The sequence below is a fragment of the Paraglaciecola hydrolytica genome (assembly GCF_001565895.1).
GTDB classification, from domain to species: Bacteria; Pseudomonadota; Gammaproteobacteria; order Enterobacterales; family Alteromonadaceae; genus Paraglaciecola; species Paraglaciecola hydrolytica.
In genome coordinates, this window is sequence record NZ_LSNE01000005.1 from 662,612 (window position 1) to 684,055 (window position 21,444).

Sequence of the window (21,444 nt, forward strand, 5' to 3'; positions counted from 1 at the left end):
GCTTACTGGCCTTTACTAAACAAAAACTGACCAATTAAATCTTCTAATACCAAAGCTGACTTCGTGTCTTCAATAAAATCACCTTCAGCTAAATTTTCTATACCTTCAATTTCAAAACCAGGTTGAAACCCAACATACTGCTCGCCTAGTAAACCTGAAGTTAAAATCGATACCGAACTGGTTTCAGGGAACTGATTGTATTCTTTTGAAATACTCATCTTGACCACTGGGGTAAAATCTCTTGAGCTTAAGGTAATACTGTCTACACGACCGATAGTCACTCCACCGACTTTGACCGCAGAACGCACCTTTAATCCACCAATATTGTCAAATTTGGCATTTAAGGTATAAGTTTCAGTTTGTCCAGCCATGCTCTGATTAGCCACTTTAAGTGCCAGCATCATGCCCGCAGCAAAAGCCAGCACCACAAAACCACCTACTAAAATTTCTGCTTTCCTAGAATTCATCTTTCCTCCTACTCAATTCCAAACATAAGTGCAGTTAGCACAAAATCCAAACCTAAAACGGCCAGCGATGAATACACCACGGTTTGTGTCGTGGCTTTACTTATCCCTTCCGATGTTGGAATAGAGTCGTAACCTTTATATGTCGCGATCCAAACAATCACAAAACCAAATACGGCACTTTTAATCACGCCATTCATAACATCTTTGTCCCAATCAACTGTGGCTTGCATGATTGACCAATAACTACCTGAATCTACACCCAACCAGTCCACACCAACCACATGTCCACCCAAGATACCAACGGCACTGAAAATCAAGGTCAACATTGGCATGGAGATCATGCCTGCCCAAAAACGTGGCGCAATTATGCGGCGCAATGGATCAACCGCCATCATTTCTAAGCTGCTTAATTGTTCAGTGGTTTTCATCAAACCTATTTCGGCTGTTAAAGCTGAACCTGCGCGGCCAGCAAATAACAAAGCGGTGACTACTGGGCCTAACTCTCTTAGTAGAGATAAAGCCACCATAGGCCCAAGACTGCCTTCAGCTCCGTAACTTACTAAAATCGTATAGCCTTGTAAGGCCATTACCATGCCAATGAACAAACCTGACACCACTATGATTAACAGAGACTGAACACCTACCACATAGATTTGCATAATGGTCAGTGGGGTATTTTTGATAAACTGCGGCTTGGCAATTATCGCTCCCAACAACATCAAGGTGGCGCGCCCAAATGAGCCCATTTTGGCAATAGTTAAGGCACCTATACTTGCTAACCAATTCATAGGCTACTACCTAAAAAAGCTTGTCTTATATCCCCTGCAGGATAATGAAAAGGCACAGGGCCATCAGCTAAACCTTGCAAAAATTGTTGCACCAAGGGTGAATCACTATTTTTGATTTCCGCCGGAGTGCCACTACCAATGATTTTTTTCTCAGCCAGTATATAAATGTAGTCGGCTATGGTCAGCACCTCTGTGACATCATGAGTCACCACCACGCTGGTTAATTTTAAGGCATCATTTAAGGCTTTAATGAGTTTCACCAACACGCCCATTGAAATAGGATCTTGCCCAGCAAAAGGCTCATCATACATGATCAACTCTGGATCTAAGGCGATGGCTCTAGCCAAAGCCGCGCGCCGCGCCATACCCCCAGACAACTCACTAGGCATAAGATGAGCAGCACCACGTAAACCTACTGCCTGTAATTTCAACTGCACCACGGTATTGATCAAGTCTTCAGTTAAGTTGGTATGCTCGCGCAAAGGGAAGGCAATGTTGTCAAACACCGACATATCGGTAAATAACGCGCCGCTTTGAAACAACATGCTCATTTGGCGACGTACTTCAAACAAACGTTTACGACGCATATTAGGGATGGACTCGCCCTTAAATTTAATATCTCCACTATCAGGTTTTAACTGGCCACCCATTAAACGCAACATGGTGGTTTTACCTATGCCACTTGGCCCCATAATGGCAGTAGTTTTACCTTTTTGAATACGTAAGGAAATATTGTCGTAGATCAAACGACCGCTTCGACTAAAGCTCAGATTATCGATCTCAATCAAATTTTCCATTTAATTGTTTTGTTCCCTATTGATAATGAGGATTGGCTATATACCAAGACCCGCTAAATTGCGTCTATTTTACGTTTTTTCAAGACTGAATAACAAAGAGAAAAAGTAACAAGTTATATTCGATTTTTTAGAAATGAATACAGCATCCCAAATAGAAATAAAAAACCTTTAATTAACATAAACTTATATTTTTCTATTTATTACAATTGAATACAATTAGGCATGACTGAATTGAATTCAAATTTTACACTTTAATTAATATACTCATCGCATAGGAATTAACTCGGGTTTTTGCGACAATCTGTAACAATCCAAATAGTAAGTGAGTTTTTGTGGTTCTAGAAGTTTGCATTTTTTTAGTCTGGCTGGCCGTGCTCAGCTTTTCTGCCGACCGTTTTGTCTACGGTGCCGCAGCGTTAGCTAAAAATATGGGCATATCGCCCATGATAATTGGTTTAACTATAGTCGCTATGGGCTCATCTGCACCTGAGATTTTGGTGTCCGCTACCGCTTCTTTTAATGGCAACGTGGATACGGCAATTGGTAATGCGATTGGTTCAAATATTACTAATATTGCCTTAGTCTTGGGTTTAACGGCTTTGCTTAAACCTTTAACTATCGCATCTTCTACGTTAAAACGAGAAATGCCGGTTTTGTTAGTTTTATCCTTACTCGCCACCTATATGTTATCTGACTTAGTCTTAAGCAGATTTGAAGGCAGTATCTTGATTATCTTGTTTTTTATGGTGATAGCTGCGCTTATCTGGATGTCATTTAACCTCGATAAAAACGATCCACTGATTGCCGAAACTGAGAGTGAGGTCCCCAGCAATGTACCCACTATTAAGGCCGTAACATGGCTGATTACAGGACTCATTTTACTGCCCTTAAGCGCAAGTTACATGGTGGATTCGGCGGTGATTATTGCCCAAGCCTTAGGGATAAGTGATCTGATTATTGGTTTAACTATCATAGCCATAGGTACCAGCTTGCCTGAATTAGCCGCCAGTATTGCTGGTGTATTAAAAAATGAAGATGACATGGCACTAGGTAATATTATTGGATCTAACATATTTAACATACTGGCGGTTATGGCCATGCCCGGTTTAATTGCTCCGGGACTAATTGATGCCAACGCGGCTCAACGCGATGTGTATGTTATGTTAGCCCTCAATTTTTTACTCATCTTACTCAGTTTCAACTTTCGTGGGGTCAGACGCATTAATCGTATCGAAGGCTTGCTGTTGATCGCCTGTTTTATCGCCTATCAATTTTTACTTTTTGGCTAAACCCTTATGAACCAACAAAATCGTGATTTTATCCAGTCGGCTCTCAGTGTCATTGCCATTGAACAACAAGCCATTGGCGAACTGACACAATATATTGACCACAATTTTGTCGCGGCGTGTGAACTGATATTAAAGTGCAAGGGCAAAGTTGTAGTCTGTGGCATGGGTAAATCCGGCCATGTGGGCAACAAGATATCAGCAACCTTAGCAAGCACCGGCACCCCTGCATTTTTTATGCATCCCGCCGAAGCTAATCACGGCGATTTAGGTATGCTTACCGAGCAAGATGTGCTGCTGGCAATATCCAATTCAGGTGAAACCGCTGAGTTGCTTGCCTTATTACCAGTGGTGAAACGTTTAGGTGTACCCATCATTGCTATGTCAAACAGCACATCGAATACCCTTGCCAACTATGCAGATGTTAATTTGTGTATTAAAGTGCGCCAAGAAGCCTGTTCTCTTGGGCTTGCACCCACTTCTAGTACCACGGCAACATTGGTTATGGGTGATGCTCTAGCCGTGGCTTTACTCAACGCCAGAGGCTTTACCACTCAGGATTTTGCCCTATCCCACCCTGGTGGTTCTTTAGGCCGCAAGCTGTTACTAACACTTAGTGATATTATGTTGAGCAACGAACGCTTGCCTTTGGTTAAACCTGAGCAAAGCCTACGTCAGGTATTAGTCGAAATATCCCACAAGGGTTTGGGCATGGCGGGTATTATCGATGGTGAAGACAAATTGATCGGCATATTTACCGATGGAGATTTACGTCGAGTACTAGATGATAGAATTGATGTGCATAATGTAGCCATTAAACAAGTAATGACTGCCAACTGTATTACTGCACCTCCATCCATGTTGGCGGCTGAAGTACTTAAAATCATGGAAAAACGAAAAATTAACTCCTTGTTTGTAGTGAATGCGGAAAATAAACCCATTGGCGCAATCAACATGCAAATATTATTACAGGCAGGCATTATTTAATGGCAACAGTAGACACCCTATATGGCCCACTTTCACAAAATCTACTCAAGCAGTTTGCTAAAATAAAGATTTTAGCTTGTGACGTGGACGGCGTTTTCTCCGATGGCCGTATTTATATGGGGCAACAAGGTGAAGAGCTAAAAGCCTTCCATACCCGCGATGGTTATGGGATCAAGACCTTACAGGCCATAGGTGTGCAAGTCGTTGTTATTACTGGTCGTCGTTCTAATATTGTTGAACAACGTATGAATTCACTTGGGGTAAAATACATTATTCAGGGATGTGAGGATAAACAACAAGCTCTCGCAGATTTGCAAAAACAATTAGGCGCGAACAACAAATTTACCGCAGCAATTGGCGACGATGTACCCGATTTAGGTATGTTTGAGCTTAGCAACATCTGTTTTACGGTGCGAGATGGTCACCCCAGTGTCAAACAACGAGCCAACTATATTACCCAAAATAATGGCGGCTTTGGTGCAGTCAGAGAAGTTTGTGATTTAATTTTGTTAGCCAAAGGCAAACTAAATTCAATAAACGAGAGCAGTACATGAACCGCGTAACCATTTGTATTGCCTTACTGTTTTTATTAGCTTTGGGATTGAGTTTACCTGATTGGCTGGCCGAGGAAGACATAATACCTAAATCTCAGACTGAAGAAGCTTGGGTGCCAAATTATCAGGCACGCACTATGCGTAGCACGGTTTACAACAAAGACGGCAAGATTAATCATCAGGTGTTTGCACAAAAAATGGAACACTTTGATTTATTAGGATTTACCTTATTTAAGTTCCCTGAATATAGCTTATATTCACCAACCGCTACACCGTGGAAAATTAATGCTAACGAAGGTACTTTGTACGATGATCAACGCCTGCAGTTTGAAACTGATGTGGTTGTCACAGGTCAAACCGACGATGGTTTACAACAAACAGTCTCCACTAACTTTGTTGAAATCAATTTAAGTGATAAAACCATGACGTCGGATCAATATGTTAAAATTGTCGGCTCAAATTATGTTATTAACAGCAATGGTTTCAAGGCCAATCTTGAAACACAACAATACGAGTTATTAGATCATGTCAAAACCGTGTTTCAACCTTCTACTCGGCATTAGCCTTATCGTCATGACAGGTTTGCCTGCCGTGAGTTACGCCGGTAAAGAAGATTTTTCTAAAACCATTGAAATTGCTTCTCAGCAATCTTTTCTTGATCGTATCGCTAAACGTTCGGTTTATCGCGGTAACGTATTAATTACACAAGGTACCTTAGAGCTTAAAGCAGAAGAAATGCAAATTGATGCCAGCAATGGTGCAGACAGAGAAGTATTTGTCGCCACTGGTACGCCAGCACAATATTCACAGCAACAAGAAAATGGCACTATGGTGCACGCCAGAGCCAATAAAATCGAATATCATCGCGAAACCCGTACCTTATCACTCGAAGGTAATGCCGAAGTGGAGCAAAATAGTAGCAGTGTTAAAGGCAACTCAATTGTATTTAATATGGAACTCGAACAAATTATGGCCCAAGGGCAAAATCAAGGTGATGGTCGAGTGATCACGATTTTACAGCCAGAAAACAAAAAACCTCAAAGCGCCAATACACAGGATGATCAACCTTAATGGCCTTACTTAAAGCCACCAATTTAGCCAAATCCTATAAATCTAGACAAGTCGTGCGTGATGTCAGTTTGGAAGTATCTTCAGGCCAGATAGTAGGTCTACTTGGGCCTAATGGCGCGGGTAAAACCACCACCTTTTATATGATTGTTGGTTTAGTGCCTTTAGACAAAGGCAGTATCTTTATTGATCAGCAAGAGCTGACTTTGCAGCCAATGCATATCAGAGCAAGACAAGGTATAGGTTATTTGCCACAAGAAGCGTCTATCTTTAGAAAACTGACTGTCTACCAAAATTTAATGGCCATACTGCAAACCCGTAAAGAGCTCTCAACAGAGCAGCGTGAGTTGCAGGCTGATGCCTTGTTAGATGAATTTAATATCAACCATATTCGTAATAGTTTGGGCATGAGTTTATCCGGCGGTGAACGCAGACGAGTAGAGATTGCCAGAGCCTTAGCAGCCGAGCCAAAATTTATTTTATTGGATGAACCTTTTGCTGGAGTTGATCCCATATCAGTCAACGATATCAAAAAGATCATTCAGCATTTACGCGATCGTGGTATAGGTGTTTTAATCACCGACCATAACGTGCGCGAAACTTTAGATGTCTGTGAAAAGGCTTATATTGTCAGCCACGGCGAGCTTATCGCCGCCGGCACAGCTCAGGAAGTTTTAAACGATCAACGTGTAAGAGATGTATACCTAGGTGAGCAATTCAGGCTATAGTTAGACCCTGACTCAACATGATATTTCGCACGGTTAAACTAACCACAACGGACTAAGCATAAGAAGTACATGAAACCCTCTTTACAGTTAAGATTTAGCCAACAACTCACCATGACGCCTCAGTTGCAGCAAGCGATTAGGCTATTGCAACTTTCTACTTTGGATTTACAACAGGAAATTCAGGAAGCACTGGATTCCAACCCTTTATTAGAAATTACCGATCCTTTTGAAACCGCTAGCGGTGATAGCGCCTTAGAAACCAATTTTAGCTCTGATGGTTCAAACGACCGAATAGAAGTTGATGCGGCGACCATAGAAACCGGTGATGCCTTACAAAATAATGACATCCCTGAAGACTTGCCTTTAGACAGTACTTGGGATGAATACATTAGCGCTTCATCTGCTCCCTCAATGAGCTCAGGCAGTGTCAGCGTGGATGACGATCAAGTTTTTCAGGGTGAAACCACCGACAACATTCAAGATCACTTGTTGTGGCAAATGCGGTTAACTCACTTCAGTGATACCGATATTGCCATTGCTACCGCCATTATTGATTCCATCGACGAATCAGGTTATCTGACCATCAGTGCCGAAGAAGTACTGGAAAGCATGAACGATGAAGACATCGATCTGGATGAAGTGGAATGTGTGCTCAAACGCATTCAAATGTTTGATCCCATTGGTTCAGGTTCACGCAGTCCACAAGAATGTTTGTTGATTCAATTGCGCCAATTTGCCCCCGACACTCCTTGGTTAGAAGAAGCCAAAATGCTGATCACCGATTATTGTGATCTCATTGGCAGCAAAGATTATCGCACTCTAATGCGCAAAACCCGTCTTAAAGAAGATGAGCTGCGCGAAGCCATGCGTTTATTGCAAACCCTTAATCCACGCCCTGGCAGTGCCTTAATTGTCGGGGAGCCAGAGTATGTCATTCCTGATGTTTCGGTGACCAAAAAGAATGGTCGCTGGATGGTTGAACTTAATCCCGATAGTTTACCCAAACTCAATGTCAATCAGCAATATGCGGCCATGAGTAAGAGCATTAAAAACAGCAGTGACAGCCAGTTTATCCGTTCTCATTTACAAGAAGCTAAATGGTTTATCAAAAGCGTAGAAAGTCGCAACGAAACCTTACTCAAAGTTTCTAACTGTATCGTGCAGCAACAAATTGGTTTTTTTGAGCACGGGCCAGAAATGATGAAACCAATGGTGTTAAATGATGTCGCAGAAATGGTGGACATGCATGAATCAACCATTTCGCGGGTAACTACGCAAAAGTACATGCATACCCCCAGAGGAATATTTGAGCTTAAATACTTCTTTTCGAGCCATGTAGCCACTGATGTCGGCGGTGAATGTTCATCAACCGCGATCAGGGCCTTGATCAAAAAGTTAGTTGCAGCAGAAAAACCAAGTAAACCTTTGAGTGATAGTAAAATTGCCCAATTGTTGGCCGACCAAGGCATAGTCGTGGCGCGGCGAACAATAGCAAAATATCGGGAGTCATTGTTGATCCCCCCGTCTAACCAACGTAAGAGTCTTTTATAGGCAAATTAGAAAAGGAAGAGGCGATATGCAAATAAACCTAACTGGTCACCATTTAGAAATTACTGATTCATTAAGACAATATGTCGATTCAAAGTTTACCAAACTTGAACGACATTTTGATCACATCAACAATGTACATGTGATCCTTAACGTCGAAAAACTCAACCAGAAAGCCGAAGCCACTCTCCATCTTAGCGGTGCTGAAGTTTTTGCCAATGCTGAGCATTTAGATATGTACGCCGCCATTGATGCTTTAATCGATAAACTTGACCGTCAAGTGATTAAGCACAAGGAAAAAGTTAAACGCCATTAAGTGATTGTATAAATAATGGAAATCAAAGACATTCTCCAACCTGACTGCACTCTCTGTGCAGTTCAGGGTACCAGTAAAAAGCGGGTTCTCGAATTGATCAGTAATGTGGCGAGTAAACATATTACTGATATTGATCAGGCGACCATTCTAGCCAGTTTAATGAACCGCGAAAGAATGGGCAGTACAGGAATTGGCAATGGCATTGCCTTGCCCCATGGACGACTTAAAGATCTGAAAAACGTTTTAGCCATAGTGCTAACTAACGAAACACCTATCGACTATGACGCCATCGACAAACTGCCAGTTGATATCTTTTTTGCCATCTTAGTTCCAGAAGACAAAGCTGCTGAGCATCTGGGCACGTTGTCGGCAATTGCGGCTAAATTAACTGACAAAGACACATTGCAACGTATGCGTGATGCTCATACCGACGAAGAATTGTTTAAGGTCATGAGCTGACATGAAACTCATTATTATCAGTGGGCGTTCGGGCTCAGGTAAATCTATCGTATTAAGAGCTTTAGAAGATTTGGGATATTACTGTGTTGATAATATTCCGGTTAATTTGTTACCTACCCTCACCCACACTGTAGTAGATGAATACGATCAGGTTGCGGTCAGTATTGATGTGCGCAACTTACCCAAAGATCCTAATGAATTAGTAGAAATCCTCGATTATCTGCCATCTACTTGGCACATGACGATCCTGTATCTAGATGCCAGTGATGATATTTTAGTAAAGCGTTTTAGTGAAACCAGACGTTTACATCCCTTATCCAGACAAAATAAATCCTTGGCAGAAGCCATTCACGCTGAATCTATATTATTAGCGCCCATTGCTGAACGTGCGGATTTGTATCTTGATACCGATCAACTCTCGGTGCATCAGTTAGCAGAATTAGTACGTGAACGTATACTCGGTAAAAAAAGCTCCAGATTAGTGTTAGTCTTTGAATCTTTTGGATTTAAATACGGGATACCCAAAGATGCTGACTACGTATTTGATGCACGTTTTTTGCCTAATCCCCATTGGGAACCAGATTTAAAACATCTAACTGGCTTAGATATACCAGTGCAAATTTTTCTGGGTTCACAGCCTATTGTGACTAAATTTATCTGGCAAATTCAGAATTTAATTTCGACTTGGTTGCCCCATTTAGAGCGTAACAATCGTAGTTACGTAACAGTGGCGATTGGTTGCACAGGTGGGCAGCATCGTTCTGTGTATGTAGCCGAAACATTGGCAAAGACCTTTAGCGATTCACATCCCGATGTACAGATTCGTCATAGAACCTTAAATCAATAAACAGCTTATATCTCACTTTTTACTCAGAAGTATTATGAACAAACTTGAAAAAACCTTTGTCATCATTAACAAACTCGGCTTACACGCCAGAGCTGCAACTCAGTTAGTGCAATTGGCTAATAACTTTTCAGCCACTGTGACATTACATCTGGGTAATAAACAAGCCTCAGCCAATAGTGTATTGGGGTTGATGATGTTAGAAGGTAATCAAGGTAAAGAAGTGACGGTGGTCAGTGAAGGTGAGGACGCCGAAGAAGCATTAGCTGCGGTAGAATCTTTAATCGTAGGGCGTTTTAACGAGGCTGAGTAATAACTTAAGTGTGACAAGCTCACCCTCTGCAATTCGACTAGCTTGAGTTTGTTTTCAATATTGTCCTAAATTTGTACTGATCGAAAAGCCAGCTTACTTTAAACTAGCAATACAAAATCAACACATCATTGATTTTTCTGCAATTTTCCCAAATACACAAATCACTTTAAAGGACATCAAGTTAAACCTATGCCAGATACTTTCGAAGCCTTAAGCACCAATCACCAGTTACGCGCAATTAATGATGCGCTCAGTGACGGTGATTTTGTGCTAGTTCAGGCCAAGTTACGCAGTCTAGCGCCTTGTGATGTTGCCTTATTACTTGAATCCAGTCATAGCCGTATCAGAACTGAAATATGGCAGTTAATTGAACCTGAATTATACAGTGATGTACTGGAAGAATTATCTGAAGATGTGCGTAACGGCATTATCCGCAATATGTTGCCGGAAAAGTTGGCCGATGCTCTCGAAGAGATGGATACCGATGATCTGGTTGAGACCCTAAGCAGTCTGCCAGAAGCGATATCTCAAGATCTATTGGCGTCAATGGATGAACAAGACAGACTGCGTGCACAGCAGGGTTTATCTTACGGCGAAGAAACCGCCGGTTTTATCATGAACACCGATGCCATTACCTTGCGTCCTGAAATCAGCGTCGAAGTATTTTTACGTTATCTGCGTTTAAAGGGCCAAATTCCAGAAAATACTGATACTTTTTATGTGGTTGATCGAGAAGATAAACTCATTGGTGGCGTGGCCTTAACTAAGTTAGTCACCGCCGCCGCAGATACCAAAGTCGATACCCTGATCAAAAGCTCAGAAGCTATTCCGGTGAACATGCCAGACAACGAAGTGGCAAGCCTGTTTGAACGTTATGACTGGTTATCCGCCCCCGTAGTTGATGAAAATAATCGTCTCGTGGGCCGAATTACCATTGATGATGTAGTAGACATTATCCGTGAAGATGCCGAACACTCGATGATGAGTATGGCCGGTTTGGATGATGAAGAAGACACCTTCGCCCCTGTGGTTAAAAGTACACAGCGACGCACCATTTGGTTGGGTGTTAATCTGTTTACTGCTTTGATGGCCGCCGCGGTTAGTGACTTATTTGAAGCCGCTCTGAGTCAATTAGCTGTTCTTGCCATATTAAATACCATAGTGCCAAGTATGGGTGGAGCAGCAGGTAACCAAACCTTAACCTTGGTTATTCGTGGTATGGCTTTAGGTCATGTGAGTGCTAATAATGCTAGGTGGTTAATCACCAAAGAACTGGCCATCGGCTTTTTGAATGGCATCATCTGGTCGATACTGATCGCTTCTGTTATCGCCTTGTGGAAACAAGACTTAATGTTAGGCGCTGTGATCGCCTTTGCTATGTTAATCAATATGATAGCCGCGGGTTTAGCGGGTGCAACGCTACCAATGATCATGAAAAAATTGAACATAGATCCAGCCTTAGCCGGCAGTGTAATACTCACCACCATTACCGATGTGGTTGGCATCTTCGCCTTTTTAGGCACAGCCAGTTGGTTGCTGTTATAAGTGACTAGAGGGCAACTTAGCACTACTAGTTTTACCTTGTTAGCGCTGTTAGCCTTTGCTGCCAATTCCATACTTTGCCGTTTAGCCCTATCCCTTGAGTCCTTGCCCCCCTTAGATTTTACTGTCATTCGTATTAGTGCCGCAGCACTGACATTATGGCTGCTTTTGTTGGCCCGCAATAAAGCTCAACTCAGCAAAATAACTCAATATGGGAGTACGACCGGTGCTGCATATTTATTAGTTTATCTTGTGGGGTTTTCCTTTGCTTATGTACAGTTGGGCACTGCCAGCGGCGCTTTACTGTTATTTGCTGCTGTGCAATTTACCATGTTATTAGCCAATCGATTATCAGGGCATCGTCTTAACACCATAGAAACCATGGGCGTAGTCATTTCATTAATTGGTTTTGTCTATTTTGTTTTTCCACAACTGAATGCATCAGATACGCTGAGCTGTATTTCAATGATATTAGCTGGCATTGCATGGGGACTTTATAGTCTGACAGGTGCCCGTTCGGTAGCCCCCTTAGAAGATACCGCCAGTAATTTTATCCGTTTAGTACCCTTCGCATTCATCGGCATGGTCATCATTTATTTACAGGGCGAGTTCAACTACCGTTTATCTGGGGTAATGTATGCTGTTTTGTCTGGCGCCTTAGCATCGGGCTTAGGTTATGCCTTGTGGTATCTGGTGCTACCTAAACTCCCTAGTAGCCTTGCGGCGGTCTGTCAATTGTCGGTGCCAATTTGGGCGGCTTTAGGTGGATTATGGTTAGTAGATGAGGCACTCACCCTGCATCTAATATTGTCAGCTGCTTTAGTCTTAGGTGGAATAGCAGTGGTGATATTGTCACGATTTAATAAAGATATTTCATAATTTGGCTAGTCTACAAGCCATGTTATTTTCAATTTTTAGGCCTCGAGTATCAACAATGAACAAATTTTTATGTGTATTAGTTATTCCCTTTTTGACTGCCTGCAGTAGTTCAAAACAGGCAACAGTAGCCGAGTTTAGTGCGGTTCCCCAATCAGCAATGCAACAGCTAAACAATAGTCATTTTGATCGTTTTGTGGTGAGTCATCCCGAGGTTTTCAGCCGCTATAATAAAGTCATTTTTTTTCCCATGCAGTTTGACCGCCTCACCGTAGATTCAAATGCCGATAAAGATTTAAGAAATAGCTGGTATGACTCGTCGTGGGATGAAATGGACAGTATCTGCCAATATTTTGATGATTTTGCACAAAAAATATTTAATGAACGTGCAGGTTTCAGTACGACATTGCAAGGCGGAAAAGATGTGTTGGCGGTGGAATTCCGCTTAAAAAACTTTATGCCTTACAACAAACGCTACAAAGACAATAATCTCGGCACCGTAGGCGTGAGTTCAGATGAAAAGGGTATTGGCACAGTGACTTTTCAGGCCGTAATTGCTGACTCACAATCAGGTGAGTTGCTGGCGGTAATAGAAGACGGCATGGAAGTGAACACCGGAAATATAGCAATCAATGGGAATTTAAACTTGCAGGTTGATAGCAACAATAAAACCTCGCAAAATCAGGCATGGCGTAAAGTATTTAAACGTTGGGTTGAATATTTACATGACGATCTGAGTAGTTTGCAGTCAAGTTCGTTGGCGCAAATGCAAGCACAAGGTTCTGATTAAACATCTCAGAATTAACCCGACTTAAAACCACAGAGCCACTCATGTGGCTCTTTTAGCGTTAACTTAACCCTTACAATTCGCCTGCGCCATTACTCGCCTTACAAATATAAATATCTTCTTTAATACCCGTTTTGGCCTGATAGTGCTGAGCAACAAGCTGTTTGGCGCCATCCACTAAAGCATGGGGCATCAGCGCCACAATACAGCCACCAAAACCACCACCCGTCATACGTACACCGCCTTGCTCAGCTAAATATTCACTGAGTAACTCAACGATATAGTCGATAGGTTTTACAGTAATTTCAAAATCATCACGCATAGATACATGGGAATCGGCCATCAATGTTGACAGTGTTTTAATATCATTATTACGCAGTGCATCAGCCGCTAACAAGGTACGTTCACTGTCAGATACCACATGATGGGCGCGGCGATAAACCACTTCAGGCAATAATGATTTTTTATTTTGTAGCTCAGTTAAACTGATATCACGCAAGGCTTTAATACCAAGAATATCAGCGGCCTGTTCACATTGTTTACGTCTGGTATTGTATTCACTGTCAACCAAGCCACGTTTTACATTGGAGTTAATGATCATGACTGACAAGGACTCAGGCATGGAAATTAACTGGGTATCGTATGAGCGGCAATCCAGTAACAATGCATGATGCTGTGCTCCACAGGCGCTGACCATTTGATCCATAATGCCGCAATTACAACCTACAAATTGGTTTTCAGCGGCCTGACCATTGAGCGCTACTTCAGCCTTAGTCATGGGCAAGTTATAAAGTTGTTGGAAGGTAGTCCCAATAGCCACTTCTAAGGAAGCGGAAGAACTCAAACCAGCACCTTGAGGTACATTACCGGTAATAGCAATGTCAGCACCGGTAAACTGCATGCCGCGTAATTGTAAATGCTTGACCACACCACGGACGTAATTACTCCACAACTGAGTCGGATGTGACTCAATCTCATCACTAAGGCTAAACTCGTCTTGCTGGTTTGCATAATCCAAGGCCACGACTCGCACCCTCATGTCAGTTCTGGGGGATGCTGCCACTAGGGTCTGGTAATCAATAGCGCAAGGCAGCACAAAACCATCGTTGTAATCGGTATGTTCACCAATCAAGTTGACGCGGCCTGGGGCTTGAAAATGGCGAGTAGGCGCCAAACCAAAGATGGTTAAAAAAGTACGGTTTAGCTCGGCTAAACGAGATTCAGAAATACCGGTCATGTGGATTACGCTCTAGTGTTTTTGTTATTGAGGATGTCGTTGTAGTGAACATCACTCACTTGTTGTAATTTTTCTGCTGCCTGTTCAGGTGTTAAGTCACGCTGTGGTTCAGCCAACATTTCATAACCCACCATAAATTTGCGAACTGTGGCAGAGCGCAACAAAGGTGGATAAAAATGCGCATGCACTTGCCAATGTTCGGTCTCATCAAGGTTATTTGGAGCCCAATGCCAGCCCATAGAGTAAGGGAAAGAACACTGAAATAAATTGTCGTAGCGGCTGGTTAACTTTTTGATCGCAATAGCCAAATCAGCTTTCTGTTGGGCATTCACATCCACCAAGCGCGCACATTTAAACTTGGGTAATAACAAGGTTTCAAATGGCCAGGCTGCCCAATAAGGTACAACTGCGATCCAGTGTTCGGTTTCCACTACAGTGCGGCTACCATCGGCGGATTCACGCTGTGCATAATCCAATAGCAAAGCGCTGCCATGTTTAGCAAAATACTTACGTTGATTGGCTTCCGCCTTAGCGACTTCATTAGGAACAAAATCATTGGCCCAGACTTGACCATGGGGATGGGGATTTGAGCAGCCCATTGCAGCGCCTTTATTTTCAAAAACCTGCACCCACGCATACTCATTCGATAAGTCAGCGACTTGCTCTTGCCAAGTTTGAATAACACCTTCCAATTCGGGCAAAGATAATTCAGGCAATGTGAGGTTGTGTGCAGGTGAAAAACAGATTACCCGACTGGTGCCACGGGCAGCCTGTAAGGTAAATAAGTCATCGTTACTTTGGGCAGAGCTAGGTGTATCTTGCATCAAGGCGGCAAAGTCATTATTAAAAACAAAGGTGCCACTGTAATCAGGGTTCACTTCACCGTTAATTCGAGTATTACCCGAACATAAATAACATTCAGGATCATGAGCTTGATTAGTATTTACTTGAGGTTTTTCAACCTGCCCTTGCCAAGGACGTTTAGCACGATGAGGTGAGACCAACACCCATTCATTTAATAAGGGGTTACAACGACGATGAGGATGTTCTGTAGGATCAAAAACCATAGTCACTTTACCTGCTCAAAATTGATATTACACTTGATATAACAAAGGGTACACGTTTTCCCCAATCAGATCCACGTTTATTGTATGAGGGTATTTATTGATTTTCATGCCATTACATTATAGGTTGTTACGCATGTATAGGATTATTAATAATCAGGTTTCACGTTTACCATGACGACCTTAAAAGATATCGCCAAAGCCGCAGGGGTTTCCCATGCCACTGTTTCAAGGGTGGTGAACAATGGGCCAAAGGTTGGCCCCGTTTTGCGCGATAAAATCCATAAGCTCATTATAGAAATGGGCTATCGTCCTAATGCCAATGCTAGGGCGTTAGTCACCAATAAAAGCACCACTATTGGGGTAGTCATTCCGGATGTCTCCGACCCTTTTTTTGCCACGCTAGCTAACGGCATCGACAAGGTCTCGCGCCAACAAAACATGCAGTTACTTATCAGTACCGGTAGCTTAAGTGCTGAATCCGAGCGTGAAGCGATAAATTTATTACTTGAGAGACGCTGCGAAACCATCGTCATCCACAGTAAAAAAATAGCAGATGACGAACTGATAACACTGTTTAAGGCCCACCCCCACTTTGTATTGATTGACCGCTATATCGCAGACATTAAAGATAGATGTGTATGGTTGGATAATAACGAAGGTGGAAAAATTGCCGCTCGGCACTTACTGGCATTAAAACACCGGCAATTTGCCTGCATCACCAGTACGTTTGACATTGATGATCCTAAATTACGCCTGGCTGGTTTTGTGGATGAGCTTGCAAAAGCCAATATCACTTTTGATAGTAAAAATTTAGTGAGTGCAGAGCCGACTTTACAAGGAGGCGAAATCGCCGCGCAGACCTTATTGGCTTCTGGTCAAGATTTTAGCGCTATCTTTGTTTATAACGATGCGATGGCCATTGGCGCTATTTCAACCTTAGAAGACAACGGCTATTCGGTGCCCAAAGATGTATCGATTATCGGTTTTGATGATGTACTATTAGCCCGCTATTCCAGACCTAAACTGACTACGCTGCAATACCCCATCGACCTTATGGCGCAACATGCTGCTCAACTGGCCTTACGTAACAGCCAAGAGCCGAGAATTGCGACAAATAAGCTAAAATTCATACCTCAACTGATAAAACGAGAATCAACATCGACATATTTTAAGTAGTTTTAGCCGCGAGGTCTTTTACAACGGTCAATAAACCTATTCAACGAAAGTGTAAAAGCATTTGAATTCAACCAGAATGCCTATAACGGCAAAATCAAAGGAACGTGGTCTCATGCAAATGTAAGGAAACCAGGTAAATCGGAGCTGTTTCCACAACCTAACTTAATTGACATGCTGCTTAGCCTGTAACTTTATTTTTTAGCCGTAAAATTGATTATTAGATTGAGATTCAAGCACGGAACTTTCAAGCATATTACACCATGAATTTTACTAATAACTTACCTACATGTTGCCAACAGCACAGTTGGCAACAAACACTAGGCTAATGTTGCTCATGTCTAACCTGAATAAATGTTAGCTTTACTTTTTAAAGGATACGCAGTTAACTAATATAAATGCTTCGATACGCCACTTACAACGTATACCACTTATACACAGCAGGTTGCCAATAGGGATGTCCGTGCAGAGCAGAATTAACCATCTGAGCCATACACTCGCACTTTATACAAAACAATTTAAACTATTGTTCGCATACACCTTGTTAAAAAAGCTCAAACATAGGCTAAGGTATTTATCCGCGCTGTTGCAAAAGATAAAGCAGTGTCTTACTACTTTCCCATATTTACTGTTATTGCCCATATGCTTAGGTGCTTGTACTGCTCATACCAATGGCAATTTGCAATCAGAACAATTACAGCTACAGTGGCAGAAAATTGTTAACGAGCCAATCACACCTACCCCACCTTTAACTAACCTACTAAATGAGGCTCTCAGGCAGCAAAATTGGTTAATTGTATGGCATAGTGCCTTGTTACTCTGCCAAGTGGAAACCCAGCAAGAACGTAAAAAGATGGCCTGTCAACGAGCTCAATATGCGGTTGAATTATTACCAGATCAGGGGGAGCGACATTTTCAAACAGAATTAATTTATTATTTACAGTTCCAAGATGCAACAAGCTTAAAACGGGCTGAAACCTTTGCATTTACTCCACAACAAATAACAGCTGTACAATTGGCAAAGGGCGAAATCCCCCCTCAAGCGCAACAACGCAGCATTGCAGAAGGTAGTTTGCAACAAGCACAACTTTTATATTTGCTCGGCAAGCAACAAGCAGATTTGCGCAAACTAGAACAGGCAGCGTTATTATTCCACCAGCATAAACAACGGCATAAGATAGCCGATTGTTATTTTCTAATGGCACAGCTTTATTATGCAACTGGTGACAAACCAATGGCCCGTCAATTTGCAGCGCAAAGTCTATTGCTCTTGGATGGCCTGCAAAGTCATGAAGCCCATCAACATGTTAGCGAATGGTTTAATGTTTGGTTATCTGCTCGCTAACATTCCTCTCAAACTCGCGGCTATTTTGCATGCCAGCGGTGACTTATTTGGTTTGTTCTTTTTAAGTGTAAAACGTTGTTCCACCTTAATTTCAGCGCCCAAACGTGCCATATTCTGGTTATTATTTAAACGCCAACTGTTCAACATCGCCTTAAAATCCATTTATATCAACGTATTGATTGCTTTACTGTTGAGCTCGTTAGTCATGTCCAGAGCCTATACTTTATTACCTGAAGGCATGTTGTTCAGCGACTATTACGCCAAATTTTTTGTCACTGTGGTGGTAAGAGAAGTAGGCCCGATGTTTTCAGCATTGATTTTAATTGCACGCTCTGCAACCGCAATTACATTCGAAATGGGTCACCTTAAATTACACAACCAATTTGAAGCATTAAAAGCACAAGGCATGGATCCTCTTGCTATTTTTTTACTGCCAGTACTGTTTGCCTTCCCCTTAAGCTTATTAATGATGCAGCTTATTTTTGTATTGGTGTGTTTGTTTTCTTCTTATTTGTTTATTAACTTTTCCTATCAAGCAGATCTACCATTGCAACATTTTGTACAACTTATCAGCACGCAAATTTCTGCGGTAGACGTAATAACCAGTATATTAAAGGTGTTGTTTGGCGGCATATTGATAGGTTTAATTTGTATTTATTTTGGCAGTAAAGTAGGCAATCGCTTTACTGAAATTTCGCGTGCTATTGCCTCGGCCACCTCACTACAACTATTACTTGTTGTAAGTATTAATGTCGCGTTGTCAATCGTGGGCTATTTATGACGCAGTTTGAGCTGGTCAATTTTTCACTGCAGTTTAATGAGATCCGTTTGTTTTCTGACGTTGCTTTAAGCATTAAGGGCGGGCAAACATTTTGTATTGAAACTGCGGTATTAGATGGTGGCTCATCATTTCTGAAATGTTGCGCCGGCATCCATAAGCCAAGCGGTGGTCAAGTATTACTCAACAAACTCAGTGTGCATGATATGCCAGATGAACAACGATTTAGAACGGTGGCATATTGTTATGAGCACGGTGGTCTCATTAGTACATTTAGTAATTACAACAATGTTGCATTTCCACTGTTATACAATTCAGTATTAAATAAAAAAAAAGCCAAACAACGCATCTTAGAAATGGCAGACTTGCTAGACCTTAGTCATTTATTGGCCCTAGAGCCTCATCAACTAAATGATGTACAAACGCGCTTAATCAATTTATTGAGGGGATTATGTATACAACCCCAAGTCTTGTTAATTGATGAATTGCAGGCAGGAATGTCAGACGAGATGTTAGACAATACCTTAGCCGTAATAGCACAACAGCAAAAAGAGATTGGCTTTGCCACTATCATGACAACCAGCTCTGGTGACGAAATTGGCTTTGCAGACCAGATATTGACCATTAATGAATGTAAGTTACAGGAGTAATTGGTGAGTTTTTCAACTAATCACGCATTTAACCCTTCTTGGCAAGACAAGTTGATTGGCCTAGTCATCGTGCTCGGGATTATTGCCTCAGTGTTGTGGTGGATCATAAATCTTAAAACGGTGGATACTCGATATTGGTTGCCAGTAGAGGCCACACTCAGCGAAAGTTATGGCATAGGTAAAGACACACCAATCAAAGTTTCGGGCATAGCCATAGGAAAAGTACAAAATATTGAATTGACCGATAAAGCCCAAGTAAGATTAAAAATCTTACTTAATAGACAATATATGCGTTTTTTTCACACAGATAGTCGCTTAGAAATCGACTCGGCCATCGCACTAAATTCAATGTTGTCTGGCAACTCCCTGTCTTGGCATATTGGTCTAAGTGAAGATGAATTGACAGCTGGTGCAAGCGTACCCGTCACTGAGCCACAATCCATGAATGCCTTATTTCAAAAATTAGATCTCGAAGGCTTGTTAACTACCTTATCCAATATCATGGCTAACTTAGACAGGGTCAGCCAAACACTCAGTAATAACCAACAAGCCATCAATTTGACCCTACAAAATTTGGCCAACAGTAGCGATACACTAAGCCAATCATTACAAAAACTGCCACCATTGCTGGACGCTGGCAACTTTTTAATCAGCAATGTTAATCAGGCCGTAAATAATATTGATCCACAAATCACCCACAGCCTGCAAAATTGGAATAGAACCCTCAATGATTCTCAGCAGCTAATGCAAAATAGCAATCATCTCATCAGTAATTTAAATGAAACAGCAACACTTGCCCCTGATACCTTAATGGCAACTAATACAGCCCTGTATGAAGTTACAAAATTAACTAAAACTCTGCAGTCACACTGGTTATTTGCTTCTCCTAATGAAAACCCCGAAACTAAAACTGAAGTCCCTATTATTTATCCCGCAGATTCGACGTTATATTCCAATCAAGAGCAAACAAATACATCGTCAAAATTATCACTAGAAAAACCGTAATTTAATATCAGAAGGCTAAAGAAATTGACTTTACCAGTGAAAGTCGACTAGTTTTTAGACACCGTTGGTGTTTGCTGTATAAATCAATCGGAACTACGTCAGGAATTGCCAGTGCCCCCTGAGAAAGGGAACTTAAAAATGTTGCCACTCTCATTTTTATGAGTGGTAAATTGATAACGAAGGAAAAAGGAAATAACAATGCAATTAAAACACATAATACTCGGCGCAATCATAGGTACATCGCTTTCCGCTTGTGGTGCTACATCAAAAAAAATGCCTGAAGAAGCACCTAAAAATAAGTTGACTATGAATATTCCATCCTGGGTGCTAAACCCTGTGGTCGAAGATGGCATAGCCGCCACAGACTGCGTAAAATTTTCAGGCAACATGTCAATTGATCAAAAAATGGCCAGCGCGAATGCTAGGCTAGCCTTGGCACAACAAATCGAAATTAAAGTAGAGGGTTTGGATAAAACTTATGCCAGCAGAGTTGATTCAAATGATGAAATGACTACGGGTACAAATTTTAGCTCAGTATCCAAACAATTAACTCAACAACGATTAAATGGCTCAAGAGTCATCAAATCCGATATCGTTGATATTGGTGGTCAAAACCATTTTTGCGCGATGATGACCTTAAGTCCGACGGCAACCAAAGAATTGTTTGACGCCATTATGGAGCAAAGCAAACGTAACATTAACCCACAAGATGAAAGGTTTTTGTATCAAGAATTTAAAGCGGCCAAAGCACAAGAAGAGCTAGATGTTACTATTAAAAAACTGACAAACTAATTATAGGGTTCATGGAAAGGTGGTGATGACCAGAAAG

The 21,444-nt window shown here is 41.8% G+C and carries 25 protein-coding genes; 20 read left to right on the forward strand and 5 right to left on the reverse strand.

Going from position 1 to position 21,444, the window contains the following annotated elements; all coding sequences use genetic code 11:
* Positions 1 to 2 precede the first annotated feature (2 nt).
* The 3 genes from mlaD to AX660_RS10895 are packed head-to-tail and all read right to left on the reverse strand — an operon-like array spanning position 3 to position 2,052.
* A complete protein-coding gene (gene mlaD, locus AX660_RS10885) occupies positions 3 to 467 on the reverse strand; it encodes an outer membrane lipid asymmetry maintenance protein MlaD (protein ID WP_068376368.1) in 465 nt (154 codons plus the stop codon).
* Positions 468 to 475: 8 nt separating this feature from the next.
* Positions 476 to 1,255: a lipid asymmetry maintenance ABC transporter permease subunit MlaE gene (mlaE, locus tag AX660_RS10890; RefSeq protein WP_068376370.1), complete on the reverse strand. Its 780-nt coding sequence runs from the start codon at positions 1,253 to 1,255 to the stop codon at positions 476 to 478.
* Positions 1,252 to 2,052, reverse strand: a complete 801-nt coding sequence (locus AX660_RS10895; protein WP_068376372.1) for an ATP-binding cassette domain-containing protein — start codon at positions 2,050 to 2,052, stop codon at positions 1,252 to 1,254. The genes mlaE and AX660_RS10895 overlap by 4 nt, the downstream gene beginning before the upstream one ends.
* Before the next feature lie 332 nt (positions 2,053 to 2,384).
* On the opposite strand from AX660_RS10895, the gene AX660_RS10900 reads away from it, so the two are divergent.
* The 14 genes from AX660_RS10900 to AX660_RS10965 all read left to right on the forward strand — a co-directional run bounded on the left by AX660_RS10900 (position 2,385) and on the right by AX660_RS10965 (position 13,363).
* A complete protein-coding gene (locus AX660_RS10900) occupies positions 2,385 to 3,341 on the forward strand; it encodes a calcium/sodium antiporter (RefSeq protein WP_068376375.1) in 957 nt (318 codons plus the stop codon).
* A 6-nt stretch (positions 3,342 to 3,347) separates the two neighbouring features.
* Positions 3,348 to 4,325 carry a KpsF/GutQ family sugar-phosphate isomerase gene (locus tag AX660_RS10905; RefSeq protein ID WP_068376377.1) on the forward strand — a complete coding sequence of 326 codons (978 nt, stop codon included), beginning with the start codon at positions 3,348 to 3,350 and terminating at the stop codon, positions 4,323 to 4,325.
* Positions 4,325 to 4,879, forward strand: coding sequence for a 3-deoxy-manno-octulosonate-8-phosphatase KdsC (gene kdsC, locus AX660_RS10910; RefSeq protein ID WP_068376380.1), 555 nt, complete (start codon positions 4,325 to 4,327; stop codon positions 4,877 to 4,879). The genes AX660_RS10905 and kdsC overlap by 1 nt, the downstream gene beginning before the upstream one ends.
* The gene (lptC, locus tag AX660_RS10915; RefSeq protein ID WP_068376382.1) at positions 4,876 to 5,442 is read left to right on the forward strand and encodes an LPS export ABC transporter periplasmic protein LptC; all 567 of its coding nucleotides are present in this window, start codon (positions 4,876 to 4,878) and stop codon (positions 5,440 to 5,442) included. The genes kdsC and lptC overlap by 4 nt, the downstream gene beginning before the upstream one ends.
* The gene (gene lptA / locus AX660_RS10920; RefSeq protein WP_068376384.1) at positions 5,405 to 5,950 is read left to right on the forward strand and encodes a lipopolysaccharide transport periplasmic protein LptA; all 546 of its coding nucleotides are present in this window, start codon (positions 5,405 to 5,407) and stop codon (positions 5,948 to 5,950) included. The genes lptC and lptA overlap by 38 nt, the downstream gene beginning before the upstream one ends.
* The gene (lptB, locus tag AX660_RS10925) at positions 5,950 to 6,675 is read left to right on the forward strand and encodes an LPS export ABC transporter ATP-binding protein (protein ID WP_068376386.1); all 726 of its coding nucleotides are present in this window, start codon (positions 5,950 to 5,952) and stop codon (positions 6,673 to 6,675) included. Before lptA ends, lptB begins: the two co-directional genes overlap by 1 nt.
* 69 nt (positions 6,676 to 6,744) lie before the next feature.
* A complete protein-coding gene (locus tag AX660_RS10930) occupies positions 6,745 to 8,226 on the forward strand; it encodes an RNA polymerase factor sigma-54 (RefSeq protein ID WP_068376388.1) in 1,482 nt (493 codons plus the stop codon).
* Positions 8,227 to 8,251: 25 nt separating this feature from the next.
* Positions 8,252 to 8,539 carry a ribosome hibernation promoting factor gene (hpf, locus tag AX660_RS10935; RefSeq protein WP_068376390.1) on the forward strand — a complete coding sequence of 96 codons (288 nt, stop codon included), beginning with the start codon at positions 8,252 to 8,254 and terminating at the stop codon, positions 8,537 to 8,539.
* A gap of 15 nt (positions 8,540 to 8,554) precedes the next feature.
* Positions 8,555 to 8,998 carry a PTS IIA-like nitrogen regulatory protein PtsN gene (gene ptsN, locus AX660_RS10940; RefSeq protein WP_068376393.1) on the forward strand — a complete coding sequence of 148 codons (444 nt, stop codon included), beginning with the start codon at positions 8,555 to 8,557 and terminating at the stop codon, positions 8,996 to 8,998.
* A 1-nt stretch (position 8,999) separates the two neighbouring features.
* Positions 9,000 to 9,845, forward strand: coding sequence for an RNase adapter RapZ (gene rapZ, locus AX660_RS10945; RefSeq protein ID WP_068376395.1), 846 nt, complete (start codon positions 9,000 to 9,002; stop codon positions 9,843 to 9,845).
* A gap of 34 nt (positions 9,846 to 9,879) precedes the next feature.
* A complete protein-coding gene (locus tag AX660_RS10950) occupies positions 9,880 to 10,155 on the forward strand; it encodes an HPr family phosphocarrier protein (protein WP_068376397.1) in 276 nt (91 codons plus the stop codon).
* Positions 10,156 to 10,344: 189 nt separating this feature from the next.
* Positions 10,345 to 11,700 carry a magnesium transporter gene (gene mgtE, locus AX660_RS10955; RefSeq protein WP_068376399.1) on the forward strand — a complete coding sequence of 452 codons (1,356 nt, stop codon included), beginning with the start codon at positions 10,345 to 10,347 and terminating at the stop codon, positions 11,698 to 11,700.
* The gene (locus tag AX660_RS10960) at positions 11,701 to 12,576 is read left to right on the forward strand and encodes a DMT family transporter (protein WP_068376401.1); all 876 of its coding nucleotides are present in this window, start codon (positions 11,701 to 11,703) and stop codon (positions 12,574 to 12,576) included.
* 55 nt (positions 12,577 to 12,631) lie between these two features.
* Positions 12,632 to 13,363 (forward strand): DUF3313 family protein, encoded by a 732-nt coding sequence (locus tag AX660_RS10965; RefSeq protein ID WP_068376403.1) that lies wholly within the window; start codon positions 12,632 to 12,634, stop codon positions 13,361 to 13,363.
* Positions 13,364 to 13,433: 70 nt separating this feature from the next.
* Here AX660_RS10965 and galK read toward each other — a convergent pair whose 3' ends face one another.
* Both galK and galT read right to left on the reverse strand, forming a co-directional pair.
* Complete coding sequence (gene galK / locus AX660_RS10970) at positions 13,434 to 14,597, reverse strand: galactokinase (protein WP_068376405.1); 1,164 nt, start codon at positions 14,595 to 14,597, stop codon at positions 13,434 to 13,436.
* A 5-nt stretch (positions 14,598 to 14,602) separates the two neighbouring features.
* Entirely contained in the window at positions 14,603 to 15,664 is a 1,062-nt protein-coding gene (gene galT / locus AX660_RS10975; protein ID WP_068376406.1) for a galactose-1-phosphate uridylyltransferase, read from the reverse strand.
* 171 nt (positions 15,665 to 15,835) lie between these two features.
* Here galT and AX660_RS10980 point away from each other — a divergent pair, with 171 nt between their 5' ends.
* From AX660_RS10980 to AX660_RS11005, 6 genes are all read left to right on the forward strand, one after another.
* A complete protein-coding gene (locus AX660_RS10980) occupies positions 15,836 to 16,840 on the forward strand; it encodes a LacI family DNA-binding transcriptional regulator (RefSeq protein ID WP_068376407.1) in 1,005 nt (334 codons plus the stop codon).
* A gap of 583 nt (positions 16,841 to 17,423) precedes the next feature.
* Positions 17,424 to 18,182 carry a hypothetical protein gene (locus AX660_RS23200; RefSeq protein ID WP_157884324.1) on the forward strand — a complete coding sequence of 253 codons (759 nt, stop codon included), beginning with the start codon at positions 17,424 to 17,426 and terminating at the stop codon, positions 18,180 to 18,182.
* Positions 18,127 to 18,963, forward strand: coding sequence for an ABC transporter permease (locus AX660_RS10990; protein WP_157884325.1), 837 nt, complete (start codon positions 18,127 to 18,129; stop codon positions 18,961 to 18,963). The genes AX660_RS23200 and AX660_RS10990 overlap by 56 nt, the downstream gene beginning before the upstream one ends.
* Positions 18,960 to 19,610 (forward strand): ATP-binding cassette domain-containing protein, encoded by a 651-nt coding sequence (locus tag AX660_RS10995; protein WP_068376410.1) that lies wholly within the window; start codon positions 18,960 to 18,962, stop codon positions 19,608 to 19,610. Before AX660_RS10990 ends, AX660_RS10995 begins: the two co-directional genes overlap by 4 nt.
* Before the next feature lie 3 nt (positions 19,611 to 19,613).
* A complete protein-coding gene (locus AX660_RS11000) occupies positions 19,614 to 20,615 on the forward strand; it encodes an MlaD family protein (protein WP_068376412.1) in 1,002 nt (333 codons plus the stop codon).
* Positions 20,616 to 20,813: 198 nt separating this feature from the next.
* Positions 20,814 to 21,407 (forward strand): hypothetical protein, encoded by a 594-nt coding sequence (locus tag AX660_RS11005; RefSeq protein ID WP_068376414.1) that lies wholly within the window; start codon positions 20,814 to 20,816, stop codon positions 21,405 to 21,407.
* The last annotated feature ends 37 nt before the right edge of the window (positions 21,408 to 21,444 follow it).